Below are 19139 nucleotides of genomic sequence, written 5' to 3'. Positions count from 1 at the left end.
ACTTCTATAATAGAAATATATTCTGCAGTTGACTCTAAAATAAGTTATTTGGGATTTATTTGACTAGTCCATGTTTAAAAGCGTAAATCGCTGCTTGGGTACGATCATCCACTTCCAGTTTAGCCAAAATATTCGAAACATGTGTTTTTACAGTTTTCAACGTAATAAATAATTCATCCGCAATTTCCTGATTGCTCTTTCCTTCCGCAATCAGCATCAAGATCTCATTTTCTCGATTCGTCAATTCTTCATGAAGGATCGGTTCATTTCTGCGGCTCATTTTTTCCATCATCTTGCTTGTCACTTCTGGTTCGAGTACTCGTTCGCCTCGTTGTGTTGCACGAATAGCATCTGCGATCTCGTGCGCAGTTGATGTTTTGAGCAAATAACCAGCAGCCCCTGCTTCGATGGCAGGATATACTTTTTCATCGTCAATAAAACTTGTTACGATGATGATTTTTGCTTCCGGCCAGTCTTTTAAGATTTTCTTTGTAGACTCGATACCGTCCATCTCATCCATGACTAAGTCCATCAAAATGACATCTGGCCGCAATTCCATTGCTTTTTCATAGCCTTCTCTGCCATTTTCTGCTTCTCCCACTACCTCAATGTCATCTTGGATCGACAAGTAAGAAGAAACGCCTAAACGAACCATTTCGTGATCGTCTACCAGCATTACTTTGATCATCTTCTGCTAAACCTCCTTGATTAATGGGACTTTGATTTCTACGCTTGTGCCCTGTCCTTTAAAACTAATGATTTTTACTGTGCCGCCAATACCAGCCACCCGTTCTCTGATATTATTCAGCCCGTAACTTCCTGTTTTGCTTTCATTCATATTGAAACCAGTCCCATCATCCACGACACGTAATAAAAGATTGTTATCGATTCGTTGGAGATAAACTTCCAATTCATTTGCTTTAGCATGACGCAGCGTGTTCGAAAGAAGTTCTTGGACGATTCGGAATAAATGATCCTCGATCGAATTTGATAATTTGATGTCTTCGATTTCCCATTTCAGAGAAATTTGGATCTTGTTTTGAAGTTCTCTTAATAATTGCTCGATACCTTGTTTCAAACTCTTTTCTTCCAAGTTCACCGGTCTCAAGTGCAGCAATAACGCACGCATCTCTGATTGGGAAGCATTGATGATCTCTGCCACCATTTTAAGCTGCTTTTGGAAATTTTCTTGAGCATTCGTTTTTTCTGCTTGCTCTGTCAAAGCTGACATCATCATCATCGCAGCAAATAACTGTTGAGAAACAGAATCGTGCAGTTCTCTGGCCAAACGATGCCGTTCTAATTCTAAGATTTCTTCTTTTGTTTGTCCATCTACGTATTGCGGCCGGCTGTTAAGTATTTGGAGCTCACTGGACATCTCTACCATTTTTTCTTTGATTTTATTGATTTCGTGGTCAACTTCTTCGATATATAGATCATCTTCTGCGCTTGGAATGGGTTTGTCAATCACTTTTGATTCATAATTTCCCATTGACAAGGCGCGCAATTTTTCTTCGATTTTACCATATCTTGACTTCTGAATAACAGTCATTAATAAAAAAGCAATCAATCCCATCCCCAAAGAAATAGCAAATAGATGAAAAATCAGCGGCACATAAAGCAAACGTGCATGCAGCAATTCTGCCCAAAGATGGGTCTGTTTACTTGCATAAAAATAAGTGAATAACGCAAAAAGCATGACTAAAAAGGTACTTAGCGATACGTATAATGAGAACATCGGGCGGGAGATCTTTCCGATCATATACGTATCACCTCGATGTCACCTAAAAGAATATTCGTAATGATTTTTAATCGACGAGGATTTTCATCGTAATCATTACTGTAGATTCGGATAGATTCGTTTTTAAGAGAAAGATGCTCTTCTTCAAACAATACATTCCCGAATAATGTTGCGTGTTCTAAACTGATCGCCACGCCAACAGGTACCAAGAGCCTTGTACGTCCAAATCCTTTTCTGACAATCACGATATTGTCGTCTTTAGGCAAAAGTGTATTCCCTAAGTCAATAATCGTGTCACCTGAAAAAACCGCAATATTTATATCGTCCCATTCATATACTTGGGTGCCGATTCGTTGATTTCCAAATAATTGTTGTTTTGTTCGTTCACTATTATGGCTTTTTACTTGTTCTGTTTGTACCATGATCATTTGTTTTTTCCGCCAAAAAGCATTTTTCGTCAAATCAAGTCCCGAGATTTCCACACCTTTTAAGCCAATGAATAAAATAGCAAAAATCACCATCAGCCACAGTGCAGGGCTATTGACTAAACTAATGAATATGACTAAACTTCCCAGGATCATCTGGAAATTTTGAAATCTGGTTCGCGGTTGTTTTCGGAATGCGAGATAAATATTAAAAATACCAAATAGTACTAAAATAAGAAGTCCTATATTATTAACGATCTGCCAAACAGCAAATAACAGCAGCAACGCTTCGACTACTAAAAAAAAGCGCCAAGAACTATTCATTTCGTTGCCCTCCTTTATCACTTTCTCTCTAATCATACCTATTTCTCAGGCTTTTGGCTATCGGTCCCGAGATGTAAATGACTGTTTTTTACAAATAAAGAAGCCGAAATCTACGAAATTTTCCAAACAAAATTCGTAAATCCCGGCTTATCTCATTTTCTTAGTATAAAAATCAGCTTACGCTTGTTCCAATTTTGTGATTTTCACAAGCATGTCGCCGCCTGGTGTTGCAATGGTTACTTCATCATCGATTTTTTTCCCGATCAACGCTTGTGCGATTGGGGAATCATTTGAGATTTTTCCTGAAAATGGGTCAGCTTCTGCACTGCCGACGATTGTATATTCTTCTTCTTCTCCATCTGGAAGTTCAATGAATGTGACTGTTTTACCGATTGATACTTCATCTTCATCTACACCATCATTATCGATGATTTGTGCAAAACGGATCATTGTTTCTAAAGTCGTGATACGGCCTTCCACAAAAGCTTGTTCGTCTTTTGCTGATTCGTATTCAGAGTTCTCTGATAAATCGCCGAAGCTGCGTGCGATTTTGATACGTTCGATGATTTCGCCGCGTTTGACTGTTTTTAATTCTTCAAGTTCTTGCTCTAATTTTTCTTTACCTTCTAAAGTCATTGGATAAACTTTTTCTACCATATATAATGTCTCCTTCTTTTCTATAAAGTTCCGTAAGTAATCTTTTGTTCATAGCCCAAGAAAGATTACCACTCTTTCCTTTAAATGTAAATAAATTTACATACACTTGTTTGTTTCTGTCTATTTATTAAGAGTTATTGACATATTGCTCTCTTAATGCCAGATGTTCTTCGTAAGTTTTCGCGAAATAAACTCTTCCTGTTTTGATGTCTGCAACAAAATAATAGTATTCATTTTGTGTTGGCTCTAAAACAGCTTTGATCGAGTCTTCACTCGGACTGTTGAATGGTCCAGGCCCATATCCCGCATTCGTATACAAGTTGTATGGTGAATCTACTGCCGTATCCTTATAACTTACAAATTCTTTGTGTTCGCCTAACGCATACAACACAGAGATATCTGATTGAAGCGGCATGTCAGTTGCAATACGATTGTAAAATACTTGTGCGATATTTTTTCGGTCTTCTTCCTTGACCCCTTCTTTTTCCACTAACGAAGCAAGCGTCATCACTTCTTGAACAGTGTGGTTTTGCTGTTTGATCGTTTGGAAATAAGGCTGCATGATCGAATTCGTCTTGCCGACCATCTGATCAACGATATCTTTCAATGAAGTATTTTTGTAATAGTTATACGTTGCTGGGAAAAGATAGCCTTCTAAACGATATTTGACATCTTTTGCTTGACCAGCGCTTTCCAGCAGTTCAGGATATTTATTTTTCAGCTCGTTGAAGAAGTCTTCATTTTTCATCAAATCAAGAAATTCTTCTTTGTCTTTTCCGGTAACTTTCGCTACACGAACAGCAATTTGATCGATACTGTATCCTTCTGGAATAGTGATCTTGCCGTCAGCTACATCTGTCGGCTCTGCTGTACCGCCGCCTTGCAGCATTTTGCTGATTTCATCTAATGTCATATTTGGTGCCATTTGATAATATCCGGCTTGAAACCCGGTGAAATTTTTGAATTTAGTATAGTAATTAAATACGATCCCGCTTTTGATCACATCGTTTTTCTCTAAGATCTCTCCGATTTGTTTATTTGACGAACCGCTTGGAATCTCAACTTGGACTAAACTGTCTTTTGACGCGTCCAGAGGTTGTAAGCCGCTGTCGACATATCGATAGATCGTAAACCCAAAAACACCAATTACTACAAGTAAAGTCACCACGATCACCCAAATGATTTTTCGTACGACTTTATCTTCTTTCTTACGAATAGTCTTTCGCTTGACGATCGAATCGCTTAGACCATTCTGTTCATCGGTCTGTTTCCTTCTCGTTCTTGGACGTTGTTTGTTTTCTGACAAAACAACTCCTCCTTACTCTCATACTCTCAAGTTCGTAACTTCCATCATTATACATGAAATTCTGTAAGAGGTGAATTGATTTTTCGAGATTCTTCAATTGTTCAAAAAAATTTCAAACTTTTTTTAGTTTAGTCAGACAAAAGATACGCGAAAAAGACTGGGACAAATGTCAGCCAGCCTTTTTTATTTGATTAACTCTTTGCGGAAAACTTCTTCTTAAACACTTAGTTTCAATTCTGTTTGCAGGTAACTCTTCATACCGCTTAAAATATCAAAATGCGGCATATATCCTAATGATTGGATTTTAGAAATATCTGCCAATGAATCACGGATATCCCCTGCACGTTCTGGCTGTTTGTCGATTGGAAGTTCAACGTCTAAGATTTGATCGATTGCTTGAATCAGTTCAAGCAATGTCGTTCCGTTCCCTGTACCGATGTTGAATTGTTTTCCTAACGCCTCTTCTTTTTCCGCCGCCAGCATCAATCCTTGCAAGACGTCTTCGATATACACGAAATCCCGTGACTGACTGCCGTCGCCAAACAGCGTAAATGAACTTTCTTCACCATCTAATAATTTTTTATAACGGTCGACCAAAATCGATATTACTCCGCTGTATGGAGAGTTTGGATTTTGATTTGGTCCATACACATTGAAGAAACGGACAGCACTTGTTGGGACGTTATACAAATGACAATAATCTAATACGTATTGTTCTGCTGCGAATTTATCGACCGCATAAGGTGTTAATGGGCGAATAACTGATTCTTCTTGTTTTGGAAGTGTTGGTTCATCGCCATAAACAGCTGCTGAAGAACTGAAAACAAGACGTTTCAAGTCTTTTTGGTATTTCCGGATCAATTCCAAAAGCAAAAGTACGCTGTCAAAATTCACGCGGTGTGTTTCTAAAGGACGTTCTACTGAGTCTGCTACACTTGCAATGGCAGCTAAATGGAATATCAATTCAAAATTCGTTTCTTTCAATACGTCTTCCATCAAACCAGCATCTGTCACATCACCTTCCATGAACGTAATATTTTCAGATGATTCTAAATTTGTTTTCTTTCCCATGGATAAATCGTCGATAACAACGACTTCATATTGTTTGCTTAATCGATTGGCTAATGAAGAGCCGATAAATCCTGCCCCTCCAGTAATTAAAACCTTCTTCACTCTTTTCACTCCAGTCTGATTTACAACTACTTTTTTAGTTTAGCACTTTTATATTTGAAACACTATAAAAAAAGCAGGAAACTTGACTGTTTCCTGCTTTGTTTCAAACTAATTTTCTTTTTGTTTTTTGCTGACGAATTGATCTTTACTTTCCGTTTTGCAACTAACTACCCTTTAATAAGATACGGAATTCTTTGAAGCTTTGTAAAAAATTTCGGTGGATAAGCACTAGATAGATGACATAAAGCAGTGCATAGACACCCATGCTGACAAAACTTCCGCCAAACCATAGATTACTAAAGATAAACATGATCGTAAGAAGTGTTTCGATTATTTGTTTATATCCAATCGGCACACCCATATCTCGGCAAAGGAAGAATTCAGCTAAGTTACAGCGGAAGCCTAAACTTAGCAAAATCAAGCCGACTGCTAAATCCAGATTACCTATAACAAATATAACGAACAATGAAGCAACAAATGAGACCGCTAAAGTCGCAATATTCACAAACAAAATCGTTTTCTCTTTGCGTAATGTTTTCAAGTACGTATTGATCAGCATAGACATTCTTCCTTCGTAAATCACGATTGGAAATAGAATCCCCATGAATTCCAAACTAGCACGATATTCAGGAAGCCATGCGCCTAAAATCAATTTTGCTGGAATATAGAATAACAAAATCCCATAGGTCAAAGGAACAAACAAACCTCTTAATGTACTGAACAATGCAGGCAATCTGCTTTGATTTGAGCGTCTCAATAGCGGGAACATCACGATGCCGATCGCATTGATAAATGTCAAAAACATATTAGAGATACTCAATGTGAAAGACAGTTTACCAAAGACTTCGATGGACCAGCGTTGCTGTACAAAAAATCGAATCGTTCCCATGATCATCATGCTGGCAATATTACTGATCATGAGCTTGCTGCCGATATTGATATTCTCAAAAATCTTAGGCATCAAAAGTTTTGGTCCGATAATCCCGGATTTCAACATATCTTTTATGCGAGTGACTCCCCACAATGTAATCAACAATTTTGAAAGAATGTCTAAGATGATTAGCCAGAAGAAGTTTCTTCCGCCAGTTGCAAAATAGATTGCAATAAAGATGACATACAAATAACGGTCATTTCTAGAAAGCTGCGCATATTCTTTGATTCGGTTGGTAGATTGGAAAATATATAAAATAAAAGTTTTCGCAATCGTCACAATCGACACGATTGCTGTTAATAACAAGATTAACGATTCGTTTCCTTTCGGCATGAACAGCCAAGACCATAAAATCACACCAAATGATACTAACAGCTCAAAAATCATCAAATACCAGAATTGCGAGCCCAATTCTTTTTTATCTAATTCATCGTACTCATCTCCGCCGATTTTCAAATAGATCCCGTCGATCCAGCCAAAGTGCAAGAAACCGACATAAGAGGAGTAAAACACATACAACTGCCAATAGCCGTATTCTGTAACGCCTAAAAGTTTTGGTACAAAAAGATTAAGAAGAATAGATATTCCCAGCGTAGCAAAATTGGCAGCTACTGTATAATAAAGATTTTTAACAACTGATTTTGCTTTCTCATTCAATTTCTTTTTCCTCTTGCTCTTTTTAATTTGTAAATATGATAGAAGTCCGCAAAGTAAGGGAATGTTTTTTTATAGCTTAAACTTCTTCTTAAGATACTGGAAATTTTTTCGCTTTCTAATACTTCTATGCGAACGTCATTCTCTATCATCATTTTTTCAAAAATACGTTTTTTAGCTGCGCTGTCTTGAATCGCTGATTGAGCTTCTAAAAATTTCAACGCTGAATCTAAACGAACATTGAAGCGTTTCAATGAGCTGATTCTTCCCCCATAGATTCCTGTTTGCTTTTTGGATGAGCTCACTTCTTTTTGAAAAGAACTTTCCGCATGTCTTCTAAATTGGATCGTAGGACGCGGCAGGTAATAAAGCTGGTCATAAATCAACGCAGCTCCCCACATAGCAATATCATGAGCCGATTTTTCCGCTTGGTCATAATATTCTTCAACTTTGCTGATAAAACTGTTGCGAATAGCAAAGACACAACCTGGTCGTTTCAATAAAACATTTTCTTTTTCAAAAACTACACGTTTGTCTTCTTTTTCTGCGATTGTTTTTATGGCTCTTAATTTTGCTGAACTGCCGGTAGATTCTATCCGTTCATCGTAATCAGAAACTAGTACAGAAATATGAGGATTTCTTTCAAAACATTCCGTCATTTTCTCGATTTTATCTAAATACCAGATATCATCTTGGTCGCAAGTAAACACGACATCTCCTGAAGCAGCATCAAGCAGATCCATGAAATTTTTACGCCAACCTTGATTGACTTGGTTTACTTCCAGCTTCCAATTTTTTAAATCGTTTGTTTTAATGAATTCTTGGATGATCATCGCTGTTTTATCCGTCGAACGATCATCATAAATCAGCACTTCATCCAATGTGCGTGTCTGGTCTTTTAATGATTCCAGTTGTTCAATGATATATTTTTCGCCATTATACGTAGCCATGACTACGGAAGTTGTTAATTTTCCCATCATTTACTTAAACCTCTTTATTCTTCATCTTTAAAATAAAAGTCGTAAGGATGATGTGTCACCCTTTCTTCTTCTGGAGGAAATTGCATGTAATCATCGTATCTTAAAGTCAAGAACTCTTTTCTATCTTTGATTGCTCTAAATGTATGGCCTTCAAATTCAACATCTTCATAATGTTTGAACCATTCTGTAGGAAAAACGCCCCAATAAATATTGATGAATTCCATATAGCCGCAATATTCAGCTTCTTCAAAAGGATATTTGATTACCAGGTTCTCATATTTATTTTTCCAATAATCGTAATCTCCTTGTCGAAGCAGTTTTCGGTATCTTGGATAATATAAAACTCGTTTGACTTTTGATTTGATCCAAGATCTTGATACAGCGTAAGAACTGTTCAATGAAAACACCATGTTTGCTCTGTACAATTCACATAAATCGCCGAATTTTTTTCTTTCTTCCAAATCAGTTGGAAAACCATCGATTGGAAAGATATCTACGTAAACACCTAGATTTTCGTCTTCACTATTATAATACTGTTTGCTGACTGCTTTGGTGTTCTTATCTACTAATTTAGCAAAAGCATAACGATATTTTTCTGTTGTTTCAGGACTTAGCAAAAGATACTCATCTTGCTGCTTCAACAAGTCTAACAATAAATCATAATTAGGTCTTGTCAAAACGATATCCAAATCATCATCCCACGGAATATATCCTTTGTGGCGTTCTACACCGATCAAACTACCATAGAAAATCGAATATTCAATATTGTTTTCACGACATAATTTATCAATATACACTAAAATATCGACACTGACTTTTTGGATTTCTTCATTCGTCAATTTCTTCATTTTACGTTCACTCACCTTTTATTTTGGTATGTTCATATGCGGTTAATCCACCTAGATACAGCCAAAAAATGAAGCTGCCGATTTTATTCACCAATACTAACTCTGTTAGGAACAATGCGGATACTAAAATTGCCAAAACTGCCATTGTATTTAACAGATATACATCATAGTCGGCTACGGAACGCATAAACAAATGTTTCAAAGTATTCCAGATTTTTATTGCAAGAAAAGCTAAAAGCGGTAATGTTCCTAACAAACCAGTAGTCGCTAACAAATAAAAGACAAAGTTATGTGATGTTTGTTTTTTTGTTGCGATAAAGGTCTCTGGAAGATTTTTTTGCGCATATTCAATCATGTTTCGGGGAGAACTTCCTACAAGCGGGCTGCTTTGGAAAATCTCAAATGAACTTTTCCATAATGCAAACCGATTATTTGATACATCATCTTTGTTGACAACATCATTTCGCTCTAAAGTAATTGGGTCTTTTTTCTCATTTCGTTCTCGAGTAGATTGTGGAGCGTATTTTGTTGTGATTACAGAAATTTTCGGAGCAGCATACTTCCCAGCTTCAGCCATTCCTAATACGACACCAGAGCACACGATACTGCAAATCACCGCTAAAGCCAATTTTGAAACCAGACTTTTGCCAAAGCGATTGTAAACAAGAAAGAAGACTGCGAAATACGTACAGATAAGCAATGCGATCTCTGCCGTTCTGGAACCAGACAAAATCACATACATAAATTGAAGCAAGATCGTAATCACGCCATAAACTCTTGTTAATGTACTTTTCTTCGAAAGCACAAGCTTGGCAGCTAAGAAAATGATTGCCACAGAAGTTGCACTTGCAAAGTTTGGATCTGAAAAAATACCATAAAGTCTGTTCTCTACAAATCCAGATCTGAATCCATTATAAAACTTGTCAAATGCCATTACATTGGAGTATTTTACAGCAAACATCCCAAGTGAAATAATTACTAAAATATTCCAACTAGCGATCAAGATTTTTTCAAAAATCGGCAAAATCTGCTTAAATTGAGTCTCTCTTCCAATACGATAGACAACAAATAAATAAATGAATTGCCAAATCAGCAGTTTGATGTTATCTACGATTCCTGATGGTCCATTAACAAAGGTTGACAATAATATTGCAAGAAGAAACGCTATAAGAAAATAATCTGTTTTTTTAATGGTAAAATTCTTCGTAAATATGTCGACTACTGTGATCAATGCAGCCCAAGCCGTTATAAAAGTAAACAGCAATGTATCTAGTCTTGAAGGAAGCAAACTATAGTAATTGATGATCCTGATAATCAGTGCAATCCCAAACACCAATATAAATCCATTTTTACTGTATTCTGTATATTTTTGAAACTTAGCAGAATTCATTTTTTTAACACTCACCTAACTATTTTTACTTTTATACTTTTCATCTTCTAAAATGGCCAATTTTTTATATAAAGATACGTTCAATCGAAGTACCGTGGCTGCTATTTTTCGATTTCTAGTGAAATAAGGGTCACGTACTATAAAAAGATAGTTTTTACGTAAAAAACGAACGATTTGTTTTGTCACTGCTTTATGTTGTTTTTCTGTGCCGCTTATTAAAATTTTATCCAAAACGATAAAATGAGCCCAGCAAACTCGGGTATGAGCAATTTCCTTGTATTCTGGATAACTTTTTTGAATGTATTCTTCATTTTGCTTCCATGCTTCTATCGTATCTAAGTCTTTTTCTGCAAAAGGCGATGTAGTAATACTGTTTGATCGATGGTAGTAATAGTATTTAGGCTCCAAATCAGCGACCACCGTTTCTACATTTTCCAACAAATGAAACATCACAGCACCATCTTCAGTGATTTTGCCTTCTGGATATCTTACGTTGTCAAATACTTTACGCTTGTATAATTTATTTACTGGATGTACAGAAATCAGTTTCGCTTCTAAAACCATTTTTACTGTTTCATTTCTGTTCAAAAGATAATACCCTGGCGCTTTGGCTTGCGGTTCTTTGCCTTCATAAACATCATAGATTCCGCAGATGGATAAATCAGCGTCTTCTTTTTGAAGATTATTGTACAGGAACTCATACATATCGGATTCGATATAATCATCACTATCCACGAACCCGATATACTCGCCTTTTGCATTTTCTAATCCAGTATTCCTTGCTGAGCTTACGCCCCCATTTGCTTTGTGTATAACTTTGATTCGTCCATCTTTTTCGCTATAGCGGTCACAGATTTCTGCCGATGCATCGGTTGATCCGTCATCAACAAGAATCAACTCAAAATTTGTAAATGTTTGTGCCAAAACAGAAGAAATTGCTTTTTCCAAATATTTTTCTGCATTGAAAACGGTCATAATAATACTAATTTCACACATTTTATTTCTCACCTTTAACTAACTCGACTGTATGGATCAGCGACTCTTCAAGTTCAAATAGCGGTGACCAGCCGTTTGCTTTGATTTTTTGATTGTCTAAAATTGCTGTATTCGCTTTTGAGAACCCTTGACGTTCGATTTCGTCCGGCAATTCAAAAATCACTTGTTTTCCGCTGATATCTGCTAATTTTCCAGCTAAATCTTTCAGACGCAAATCAAATGCTTCATCAGCGATATTATATGCTTCGCCCTTTTCTCCATGTAAAAGGAGGTGAAGGATCGCCGAAACAGCATCTCCTACATAAATGTAAGAAAAATATTGATTTCCTTCACTTTTCAACACGATATCTTCTTGATTCGCTGCATTCAAAATAAACTGCGAAGATGCTTTTGTATCAGATAAAAGCATTGTCGGGCCAAATGTTCGGCAAAGTCTTGGGATCACGATATCAAGATCATACTTTGATAAATACGCTTGACATAAAGATTCACTGACTCGTTTTCCTTCTGGGTAGCCTGCTCTTAGTGTATTGCAGTCGATATATCCGGAATAGGCTTCGTCAAATTTGTCAACGTCACCGCGGTTTTCTCCATAGATCTCAACTGTAGACAAAAACAACACTCGTTTTGCTTCCATAGCTGCTGCATGTTTCAGCACTTGTTCTGTTCCCATCAAGTTCGTCATGATCGTACCGATTGGATCTGTTGCGTAAGCTTTGGGATGGGTATTGCTTGCACCGTGGATCATATAATCCGCATAAAGGTCTGCCGGCAGTGGTTCTGTGACATCTCCTTGAACGATTTCAAATAAGTCATTTTCAAGATAACTTGAAAATCTCTCTTCTAATTTCGAACGGTTTCGGCCCATCGCATATACTTTGATGTTCATTCCTAATTTTTGGTTAGCTGTCATTAGTGTATCGATCAGGAAAGAACCAATCATTCCTGAAGCACCGATCATCAGAATCGATTTGCCGTCTAATGTTTTCAGATCAGGTGTATGTTCGATCACTTTTGCCAAGTCAGCTTGATATAGCGGCTGTTCAACTAAAGTCATTTTTGTCTCCCCTAGTCTTTCATTTTTAGATATGCTTTGAATAGTTCCAGATCATCTGTTGTGGTCAATTTGATGTTTTTATCTGATCCAGCTGCAAAATACAATGTTTCGCCTAAATCCACCATCATTGTATTTGTGTAAGAAGAATCTGTCATGCCGATGTCTTCTTTCACTGCTCGGTCATATGCAGCCAGCAATTTGCCATATTGATAAGCTTGCGGCGTTGAAACACGACGTAATGTATTGCGATCCACATACTGTTCTGTCGTTGTTTCAGTTTTCTTGATGAAGATTTGTTCGTTATATGGTAATGATGTCACACCATTTCCGAATTCTTTACATTTTACGATAACATCTGATAGAACTAATTCATCTACTAAAGGACGGATACCATCGTGGATGATGATCGTGTCGTCTGGTTCAGAATATTCTTTTAGGAACTGTACACCGTTATTGATTGATTCTTGTCCTTTTGAACCGCCTTTGATGACCCATTGTACTTTGCTGATGTTGAACTCTTTGATATAAGCCCACATCGTTTCTTCCCATCCCGATTTGCAAACAACTAAGATTCTGTCGATTTGAGGATGCTGCTGAAAAGATTCTAGTGTGTAGATGATGATTGGCTTGCCGTCAACATTGATAAATTGCTTTGGGATATCTTGTCCCATTCTTTTTCCTACTCCGCCTGCGATAATAATAGCTGTGATCATGATTTATCTGCTCCCTTATTTAAATAATATTTCCCTTTGTATTGTTCATATGGGTGTTCCGGATCTATAAATACTGCTTCATGATGGGCAACCTGCGCTTCTAGCGGAGGTAATTCCATATAATCCCCAAAAACACGTGTCAAATAATCGTCGTAGCCGATAGGTATCGGCATTTGAGTGTCTTCAAAAGGCACCCAGACTGCTTCTGCAAAATCTTCAGCAGGATAAACATTTCCCATGTATCTTGGTCCTACACATAATTCTGTGAGGTTTTGTGTCGGCTGATCATTGTATTTCGTCATTTGTTTTTCTGCAAAACGCCAAATCTTATACTTGGTGCGATCTGATACGATATTCAATAAAAATTTCCCAGCAGTTTCCATTAGTTTGCCATGGTTTTTAGGTATTTGCTGGCTGCGGTAGACCGCGTGGATCAATGCCCAGATTTTTTGTTTTTTACGATCATTTGATTTATCAGGTGCCGTATCTAAAGGAAAAACATCTAATTGAATGCCGTGGGGGATATCCAGGTCCTCTTGATACGTTTTGATAAACGTCGTCTGAGTATCACGAATCGTTGTAAAAGAATTACGATCATTGAAATTTTCCCCTGAGCGAAGCAGTACGTACTTTCCTGCCTGTGGTTCTGTTCCCCAAAGTTCTGCTAAGCGCTGATAATCTTCTCTTGGCATGAAAAAATCTAAATCATCATCCCATGGAATAAATCCTTGATGCCGGATAGCACCAATTGCTCCGCCACCGCAAAAATAGCACAACAAATCGTGACTTTTACAAAAATCTACAAAGTATTGTGCCATTTCGAGATTTACTTGCTGGATTTTTTTTAATTTAGTATCCGTACTATACATAATCACGCCTCAACAATCTTTTTATTAATCTTGCTTATTTTCTCATAGTTATATGCTTTTTTCAAATCCATAAACGATATTCAAATGATTTGGATTAAGAAAAAAGGAGCTGTGATGCAAATCTTTACCAAAAAATAGTTTTTAACAGCCGTAAACCGCTTAGCAAACTATTTTTCAGCTGACTTGTCCGCAGCACCTTTGTTCTAATACCCTCGCTTCAATGCAGCCATCACACCTGGCATTTTCACTTCAACAAAACTTCCCGCCTTCAGCACAGTAAGAATCACTGGGTTAGGCATGTTATACAATTGTTTGATCAGCATTTTCGCTTTTGAATCTGTTCTTGCGATTTTTTTTGCTTCTTGCATCGCTGGATCAGACAGGATCGTTAAAATCTCCTGTTTTTTCTCTTTTCGGCTCAGCTTCTCCGTTTCTAGTATCGAAAGGATAACAGAAGTCGTTCCTTTTAAGAGCAATGAAGCCATTCCTTCTTTGTTCTGATCTTGTGTGATAAAATTAGTCATTTCATAGAATTCTTTGAATGTATCATATTTATTTTCTTTGTACTGGTTCGTGATTCCTTTCCCGCCTTCAAATTCATACACATATTCGATTTTAGGATTAAAGATCACTTGTTGGCAATACTGGTAATAAGAAACGTTGAAAATTCGATCTTCACAGCTGCTGTATCCTTTGAATTGGACATCGTTTTGTTCTAGGATCTCTCGCTTATAGCACTTGTTCCACACAACATACATCAGCTGCTTGTTCATCAATTCATACATGTCGCTCAAAAATTTCTCATTCTCAGTATAGCGGTAATCTGAAACTTTGTATTCTTTTTCAGAAACAAGTTTACCTTCGCTCATTGTCCGAAAAACAAATGAACTAATCACCAAATCTGTTTCAGGATTTTGTTCCAAAATGTTTGCATAATCGGTCAAGCAATCTTTTTTTGGATAATCGTCTGCATCAAAAAACAGCACATATTTTCCGGAAGCACGTTTGATCCCTTCATTTCTCGCGAGACCTGGGCCTTGATTCTTAGTAGTTATCAGCTGGAATCGCGAATCGCCTTTGATTCCTTCTTCAAGAATCTCCTTGCTTCGATCCGTTGAACCATCATTGATAAGCAAGACTTCGTAGTCCTCATATGTCAGCTGTCTCAAACGTGTCAGCAAACGTTCCGCATTCTCTTCAGCGTTATATATAGGTACAATAATAGTAAACATCGGATGATCCATAACTTTCTCCAATCTACTGATAAATCTTTTCTTCTGGGAAGTCGATATCTTTTAATGTATGGATATTGGCATCTTCTTCCAATCCTTGAGAAGACATCTTATCAAACAAGATCTTGATTGTTTGCAAGAGGATCTTAAGGTCTAAAAGGAAAGAATATTTTTTGATATAAAGCAAATCAAAACGTAATTTGCTGTTGTAATCGGAAACGTATTTCCCATAAACTTGCGCATACCCCGTGATACCTGCTCTTACATTGTGGCGCAAGTAATAATAAGGGTTTTCTTCATTGAACTGATCAACGAAAAACGGACGTTCAGGACGCGGACCGACGATCGACATATCGCCTCTTAATACATTGAAAATCTGAGGCAGTTCATCGAAACGGACAGCACGGATAAATTTACCGACTGGTGTAACACGCGCATCATTGCTTTTAGCTAAAACAGGTCCTGATTTTGCTTCAGCTGTTGCACTCATTGAACGGAATTTATAGATTGAAAACTCACGCTGGTTTTTCGTGATCCGTACTTGTTTGTAAATGATTGGTCCTGGTGATGTTGCTTTGACTAAAATAGCGGTCAAAAGCATAAATGGAGAAGCAATGATCAATAAAATCAAGGAAACGACGATATCAAACAAACGCTTGAAAAATTCATCTTCTGGTTTGATACGGAATCCTGAAGCTTCAATGATACTTTCATCATCAAAGTTCATGATATTCGGATTGATCATCGTCAAGTTTTCAAATGTCGTATTCAAGAATAGTTTTTTCTCTTTTTTTGTAACAAGCTGATAAATAGCGATTTTTTCTTTTTCTTCGATCTCTGATGCCAGATAAACGATATCTACCTCATCGATCATTTGTTTTGTATGTTCATAATAGTTATCCAAGATCACTGCTTCGACTTTGTGCTTGTTGTTTTTCAGTGAACTGAAATTTTGGATTGCTGGCGCTACATCTTTTTCCAATCCCACAATCACTAATCGTTTGTCACTGCTCAATTGCATATAAGTCTTATAGATAACGATCCGATAAATACTTAATAGAATCGTTCCAATCACGAACGCAAGCAAAAGAACCAATCGCGGAAAAGCAAACCAGCGGCCAGCAAACGTTACGATCATGATCCCAAACGTCATGAGTACTTGTCCGATCACTGTTACAAAAATAATATCGCTGATTATTCGATTATAAAAAATATAAGCGCCCAGTAAAAGATTTAGCGCAATAAAAATAATCGAGATAAAAATAGCTGAGTGCTCGAATGTTTCAAAGTTACGCGCTGGGATATCCCCATTGAATTTCAACCAAAAACTTAAATAAATGGACAGATTATATACAATAACATCCATTAAGATAATAAATATCCTGCGAGCAGCACTCCACTCCCCATTTTTATTCATATATACACTCCTAACTTCAGAATAATGCCTATATTATCTTACCATAGCCAGCAATAAAAGCCTAGTCTCTGTCATAAATGTAAAGGAAATTCAAAGTTTCAATTCTATGAAAATCGTTCAAATAAAAACACTTGTTAAAAAATTCATTCTAAAAGAATCCTGTTATTGAAACAAAAAAATAAAAAATCAGAAAAGAAAAGAGAAATCTCCTTTCTTCTCTGATTTTTTACTTTTTTGTTTATAGATGGTCTCAATCCGGACGTAGAGAAAAATCACCAATTCCTTCTTTTGTCAGATTGTCATTATAAAATGGATCATGCGCAATGTATGCTGGCCATCTGTCTTGCATTTTTTTGATTTCACCGGCAAAACGGCGTTGTTTTTCAGGTGTGTCTTCATAACCGCGTGATTTTGATTCAAAGTGATAAAGTTCTGCTTGATGTGCATAAACATTGTAGCGTCCTAATTCATACACTTTTAAACACAAGTCAACGTCATTAAACGCAACTTCCAGCGTTTCATCAAATCCGCCCACCGCTTCGAAGTCAGAAGCTTTGATCATCATGCAAGCAGCAGTGACCGCCATGTAATTGACATCGATCACTAGACGACCGAAATATCCGCAATGGCTGCGATCATAATTGTTCAGTGCATGTCCTGCCACCCCGCCAATCCCAATCAATACACCCGCATGCTGCGTCGTGTCATCAGGGTAATAAAGTTTTGCGCCCACACAGCCGATACGATCGAATTGCGCATAAGAAACCATGTGAGTCATCCATTCTGGCTCGATTACTTCAGTATCATTGTTCAAGAACAGCAAATATTTGCCGCTTGCTTTTTCTACTGCTAAATTATTGATCCGAGAATAGTTGAACGGGATATCGATCAATTCGACGATAAAACGTTCTTTCAATTTTTCACGATAGCTGTCAAATAATTCTTGCATTTTTGGATCAGTACTTCCATTGTCCGCTACGATGATCTCATAATTGGGGTAAGTCGTTTTCTCAATGATTGAGTCCACACACATTTTCAAGTCTTCATAACCATTTTTTGTAGGGATGATTACACTGACAAGCTCTTCAGAAAGTACATCATAGGTTACTTCATAAAAACCTGAGATGCGGCCTGGGCGCACTTCTCCTTTTATCCCGCGGCGTTCCAATGTATCAGTAAGTGCTTTGACACCTGAATCATAAATGTAGCTTTTGGCTTCACCGCTTGTCGCTGTTGAGCCAGGAATCGTTCGCCAGTGGTACAAGATTTTATCAATATGATAAATATGTTCTTCCGGGATAACTTCAGTAAATCGCAGAACGAGATCATAGTCCTGTGATCCTTCATAGCCTTTACGAAAACCGCCCAGTGTTCGTACGATTTCTGTGCGATAAATACCTAGATGTGAAATATAGTTATTTCCCATCAATGTATCTGGTGACCAGTCTGCTTTAAAATGCGGATCAAAACGATTGTCGTCTGCATCGATTTTATCTTCATCACTGTAGATCAAATCTAATTCAGGCTTTTCATTCAAGGCGCTTGCAACTTCAAATAATGCAAATGGCGCAAGTTCGTCATCATTATCTAATAACACGACAAATTCACCAGATGCTAATTCTAATGCAGAATTTGTTGCTAAACTGATATGTCCGTTTTCTTCACGAAAAACAACTTTGATCCGAGAATCTTTTTGCTGGTATTTTTCTAAACTTTTCCGGATCGCTGGGTCAGTTGAAGCATCATCGCTGATACATAATTCCCAGTTTTCATATGTTTGTGCTAAAACAGAATCGATACATTTTTCCAGCCATTTAGTTTCTACATTGTATACAGGCATCAAAATTGAAAACAACGGCTGATGCGTCAACGTTTTTGCTTGTTTTTTCTGCTCGGCCAAATCTATGTTCTCATATTTTTGAATCCATTCTGAGTAATCCACAGAACCAGGTTTTAGTTCCATTTTCACTCTGCGCAATGCTTTTTTGACGCCGTATGTCCGGGTATAGTTCAACCCTTTTTTCAATAAACGTTTTTTCTTCTGCCAAGAGGTTTCTACACCATCTTCATATGGATAATGACCGCTAAGCTTCACTGCGATCCCATTTTGATGATCTTTTGTTTGGAAATCAAGGATAGCTTTTCCTCTCATTTTTCCTGAAATGCGGATTTTGAATCCGCTTTGGGTTTTTACATCTAAATCATAGAGATGATTGATATCCAAACGAACAACGTGAGTCACGTCGATCAAGACATTGGGTTTTTCGACTTTGATCGTTGGGATCATTTTCGTTACTTCATCGACGGCCCAGCCGACGACTAATAAATCACCTGTCGCACGATCTCGAGTTATCTGATCTATAAACACAGCTATTTCTTTTTTTGTCACGTTTTTTTCTCCTTTAAAAAGCCTCGTGATTTTTTGT

The 19139-nt window shown here is 37.3% G+C and carries 17 protein-coding genes; all 17 read right to left on the bottom strand.

Annotated elements, in window-relative coordinates:
• Positions 1-55: 55 nt before the first annotated feature.
• Complete coding sequence (locus IGI64_RS04300) at positions 56-688, bottom strand: response regulator transcription factor (protein ID WP_016624081.1); 633 nt, start codon at positions 686-688, stop codon at positions 56-58.
• A 6-nt stretch (positions 689-694) separates the two neighbouring features.
• Positions 695-1762, bottom strand: a complete 1068-nt coding sequence (gene liaS / locus IGI64_RS04295; RefSeq protein WP_016624082.1) for a two-component system sensor histidine kinase LiaS — start codon at positions 1760-1762, stop codon at positions 695-697.
• The gene (gene liaF / locus IGI64_RS04290; RefSeq protein ID WP_429939580.1) at positions 1759-2490 is read right to left on the bottom strand and encodes a cell wall-active antibiotics response protein LiaF; all 732 of its coding nucleotides are present in this window, start codon (positions 2488-2490) and stop codon (positions 1759-1761) included. Before liaF ends, liaS begins: the two co-directional genes overlap by 4 nt.
• Before the next feature lie 177 nt (positions 2491-2667).
• Positions 2668-3147: a transcription elongation factor GreA gene (gene greA / locus IGI64_RS04285; protein ID WP_016624084.1), complete on the bottom strand. Its 480-nt coding sequence runs from the start codon at positions 3145-3147 to the stop codon at positions 2668-2670.
• Between the two features lie 127 nt (positions 3148-3274).
• Positions 3275-4453: an endolytic transglycosylase MltG gene (gene mltG, locus IGI64_RS04280; RefSeq protein WP_016624085.1), complete on the bottom strand. Its 1179-nt coding sequence runs from the start codon at positions 4451-4453 to the stop codon at positions 3275-3277.
• A 216-nt stretch (positions 4454-4669) separates the two neighbouring features.
• Complete coding sequence (locus IGI64_RS04275) at positions 4670-5626, bottom strand: NAD-dependent epimerase/dehydratase family protein (protein WP_429939579.1); 957 nt, start codon at positions 5624-5626, stop codon at positions 4670-4672.
• Positions 5627-5789: 163 nt separating this feature from the next.
• A complete protein-coding gene (locus tag IGI64_RS04270) occupies positions 5790-7214 on the bottom strand; it encodes a lipopolysaccharide biosynthesis protein (RefSeq protein ID WP_429939578.1) in 1425 nt (474 codons plus the stop codon).
• Entirely contained in the window at positions 7211-8191 is a 981-nt protein-coding gene (locus IGI64_RS04265) for a glycosyltransferase (RefSeq protein WP_429939577.1), read from the bottom strand. The genes IGI64_RS04270 and IGI64_RS04265 overlap by 4 nt, the downstream gene beginning before the upstream one ends.
• Before the next feature lie 14 nt (positions 8192-8205).
• Positions 8206-9039: a LicD family protein gene (locus IGI64_RS04260; protein WP_429939576.1), complete on the bottom strand. Its 834-nt coding sequence runs from the start codon at positions 9037-9039 to the stop codon at positions 8206-8208.
• Between the two features lie 7 nt (positions 9040-9046).
• On the bottom strand, positions 9047-10429 hold the full coding sequence (locus IGI64_RS04255) for an O-antigen ligase family protein (RefSeq protein ID WP_429939575.1): 1383 nt from the start codon (positions 10427-10429) through the stop codon (positions 9047-9049).
• Between the two features lie 15 nt (positions 10430-10444).
• A complete protein-coding gene (locus tag IGI64_RS04250; RefSeq protein WP_429939574.1) occupies positions 10445-11425 on the bottom strand; it encodes a glycosyltransferase family 2 protein in 981 nt (326 codons plus the stop codon).
• Between the two features lies 1 nt (position 11426).
• A complete protein-coding gene (locus tag IGI64_RS04245) occupies positions 11427-12482 on the bottom strand; it encodes an NAD-dependent epimerase/dehydratase family protein (RefSeq protein ID WP_429939573.1) in 1056 nt (351 codons plus the stop codon).
• 11 nt (positions 12483-12493) lie between these two features.
• On the bottom strand, positions 12494-13195 hold the full coding sequence (locus tag IGI64_RS04240; RefSeq protein ID WP_016624093.1) for an IspD/TarI family cytidylyltransferase: 702 nt from the start codon (positions 13193-13195) through the stop codon (positions 12494-12496).
• Positions 13192-14064 carry a LicD family protein gene (locus IGI64_RS04235; protein WP_429939572.1) on the bottom strand — a complete coding sequence of 291 codons (873 nt, stop codon included), beginning with the start codon at positions 14062-14064 and terminating at the stop codon, positions 13192-13194. The genes IGI64_RS04240 and IGI64_RS04235 overlap by 4 nt, the downstream gene beginning before the upstream one ends.
• A gap of 203 nt (positions 14065-14267) precedes the next feature.
• Complete coding sequence (locus IGI64_RS04230) at positions 14268-15308, bottom strand: glycosyltransferase family 2 protein (RefSeq protein ID WP_429939571.1); 1041 nt, start codon at positions 15306-15308, stop codon at positions 14268-14270.
• 13 nt (positions 15309-15321) lie between these two features.
• Positions 15322-16713, bottom strand: a complete 1392-nt coding sequence (locus tag IGI64_RS04225; RefSeq protein WP_016624096.1) for a sugar transferase — start codon at positions 16711-16713, stop codon at positions 15322-15324.
• Between the two features lie 250 nt (positions 16714-16963).
• Positions 16964-19102, bottom strand: coding sequence for a glycosyltransferase family 2 protein (locus IGI64_RS04220; protein ID WP_429939570.1), 2139 nt, complete (start codon positions 19100-19102; stop codon positions 16964-16966).
• Positions 19103-19139 lie beyond the last annotated feature (37 nt).

The organism is Enterococcus sp. DIV0210g (assembly GCF_050559705.1).
GTDB lineage: Bacteria > Bacillota > Bacilli > Lactobacillales > Enterococcaceae > Enterococcus_B > Enterococcus_B faecalis_A.
This window is presented reverse-complemented; position numbering and strand designations above follow the sequence as displayed.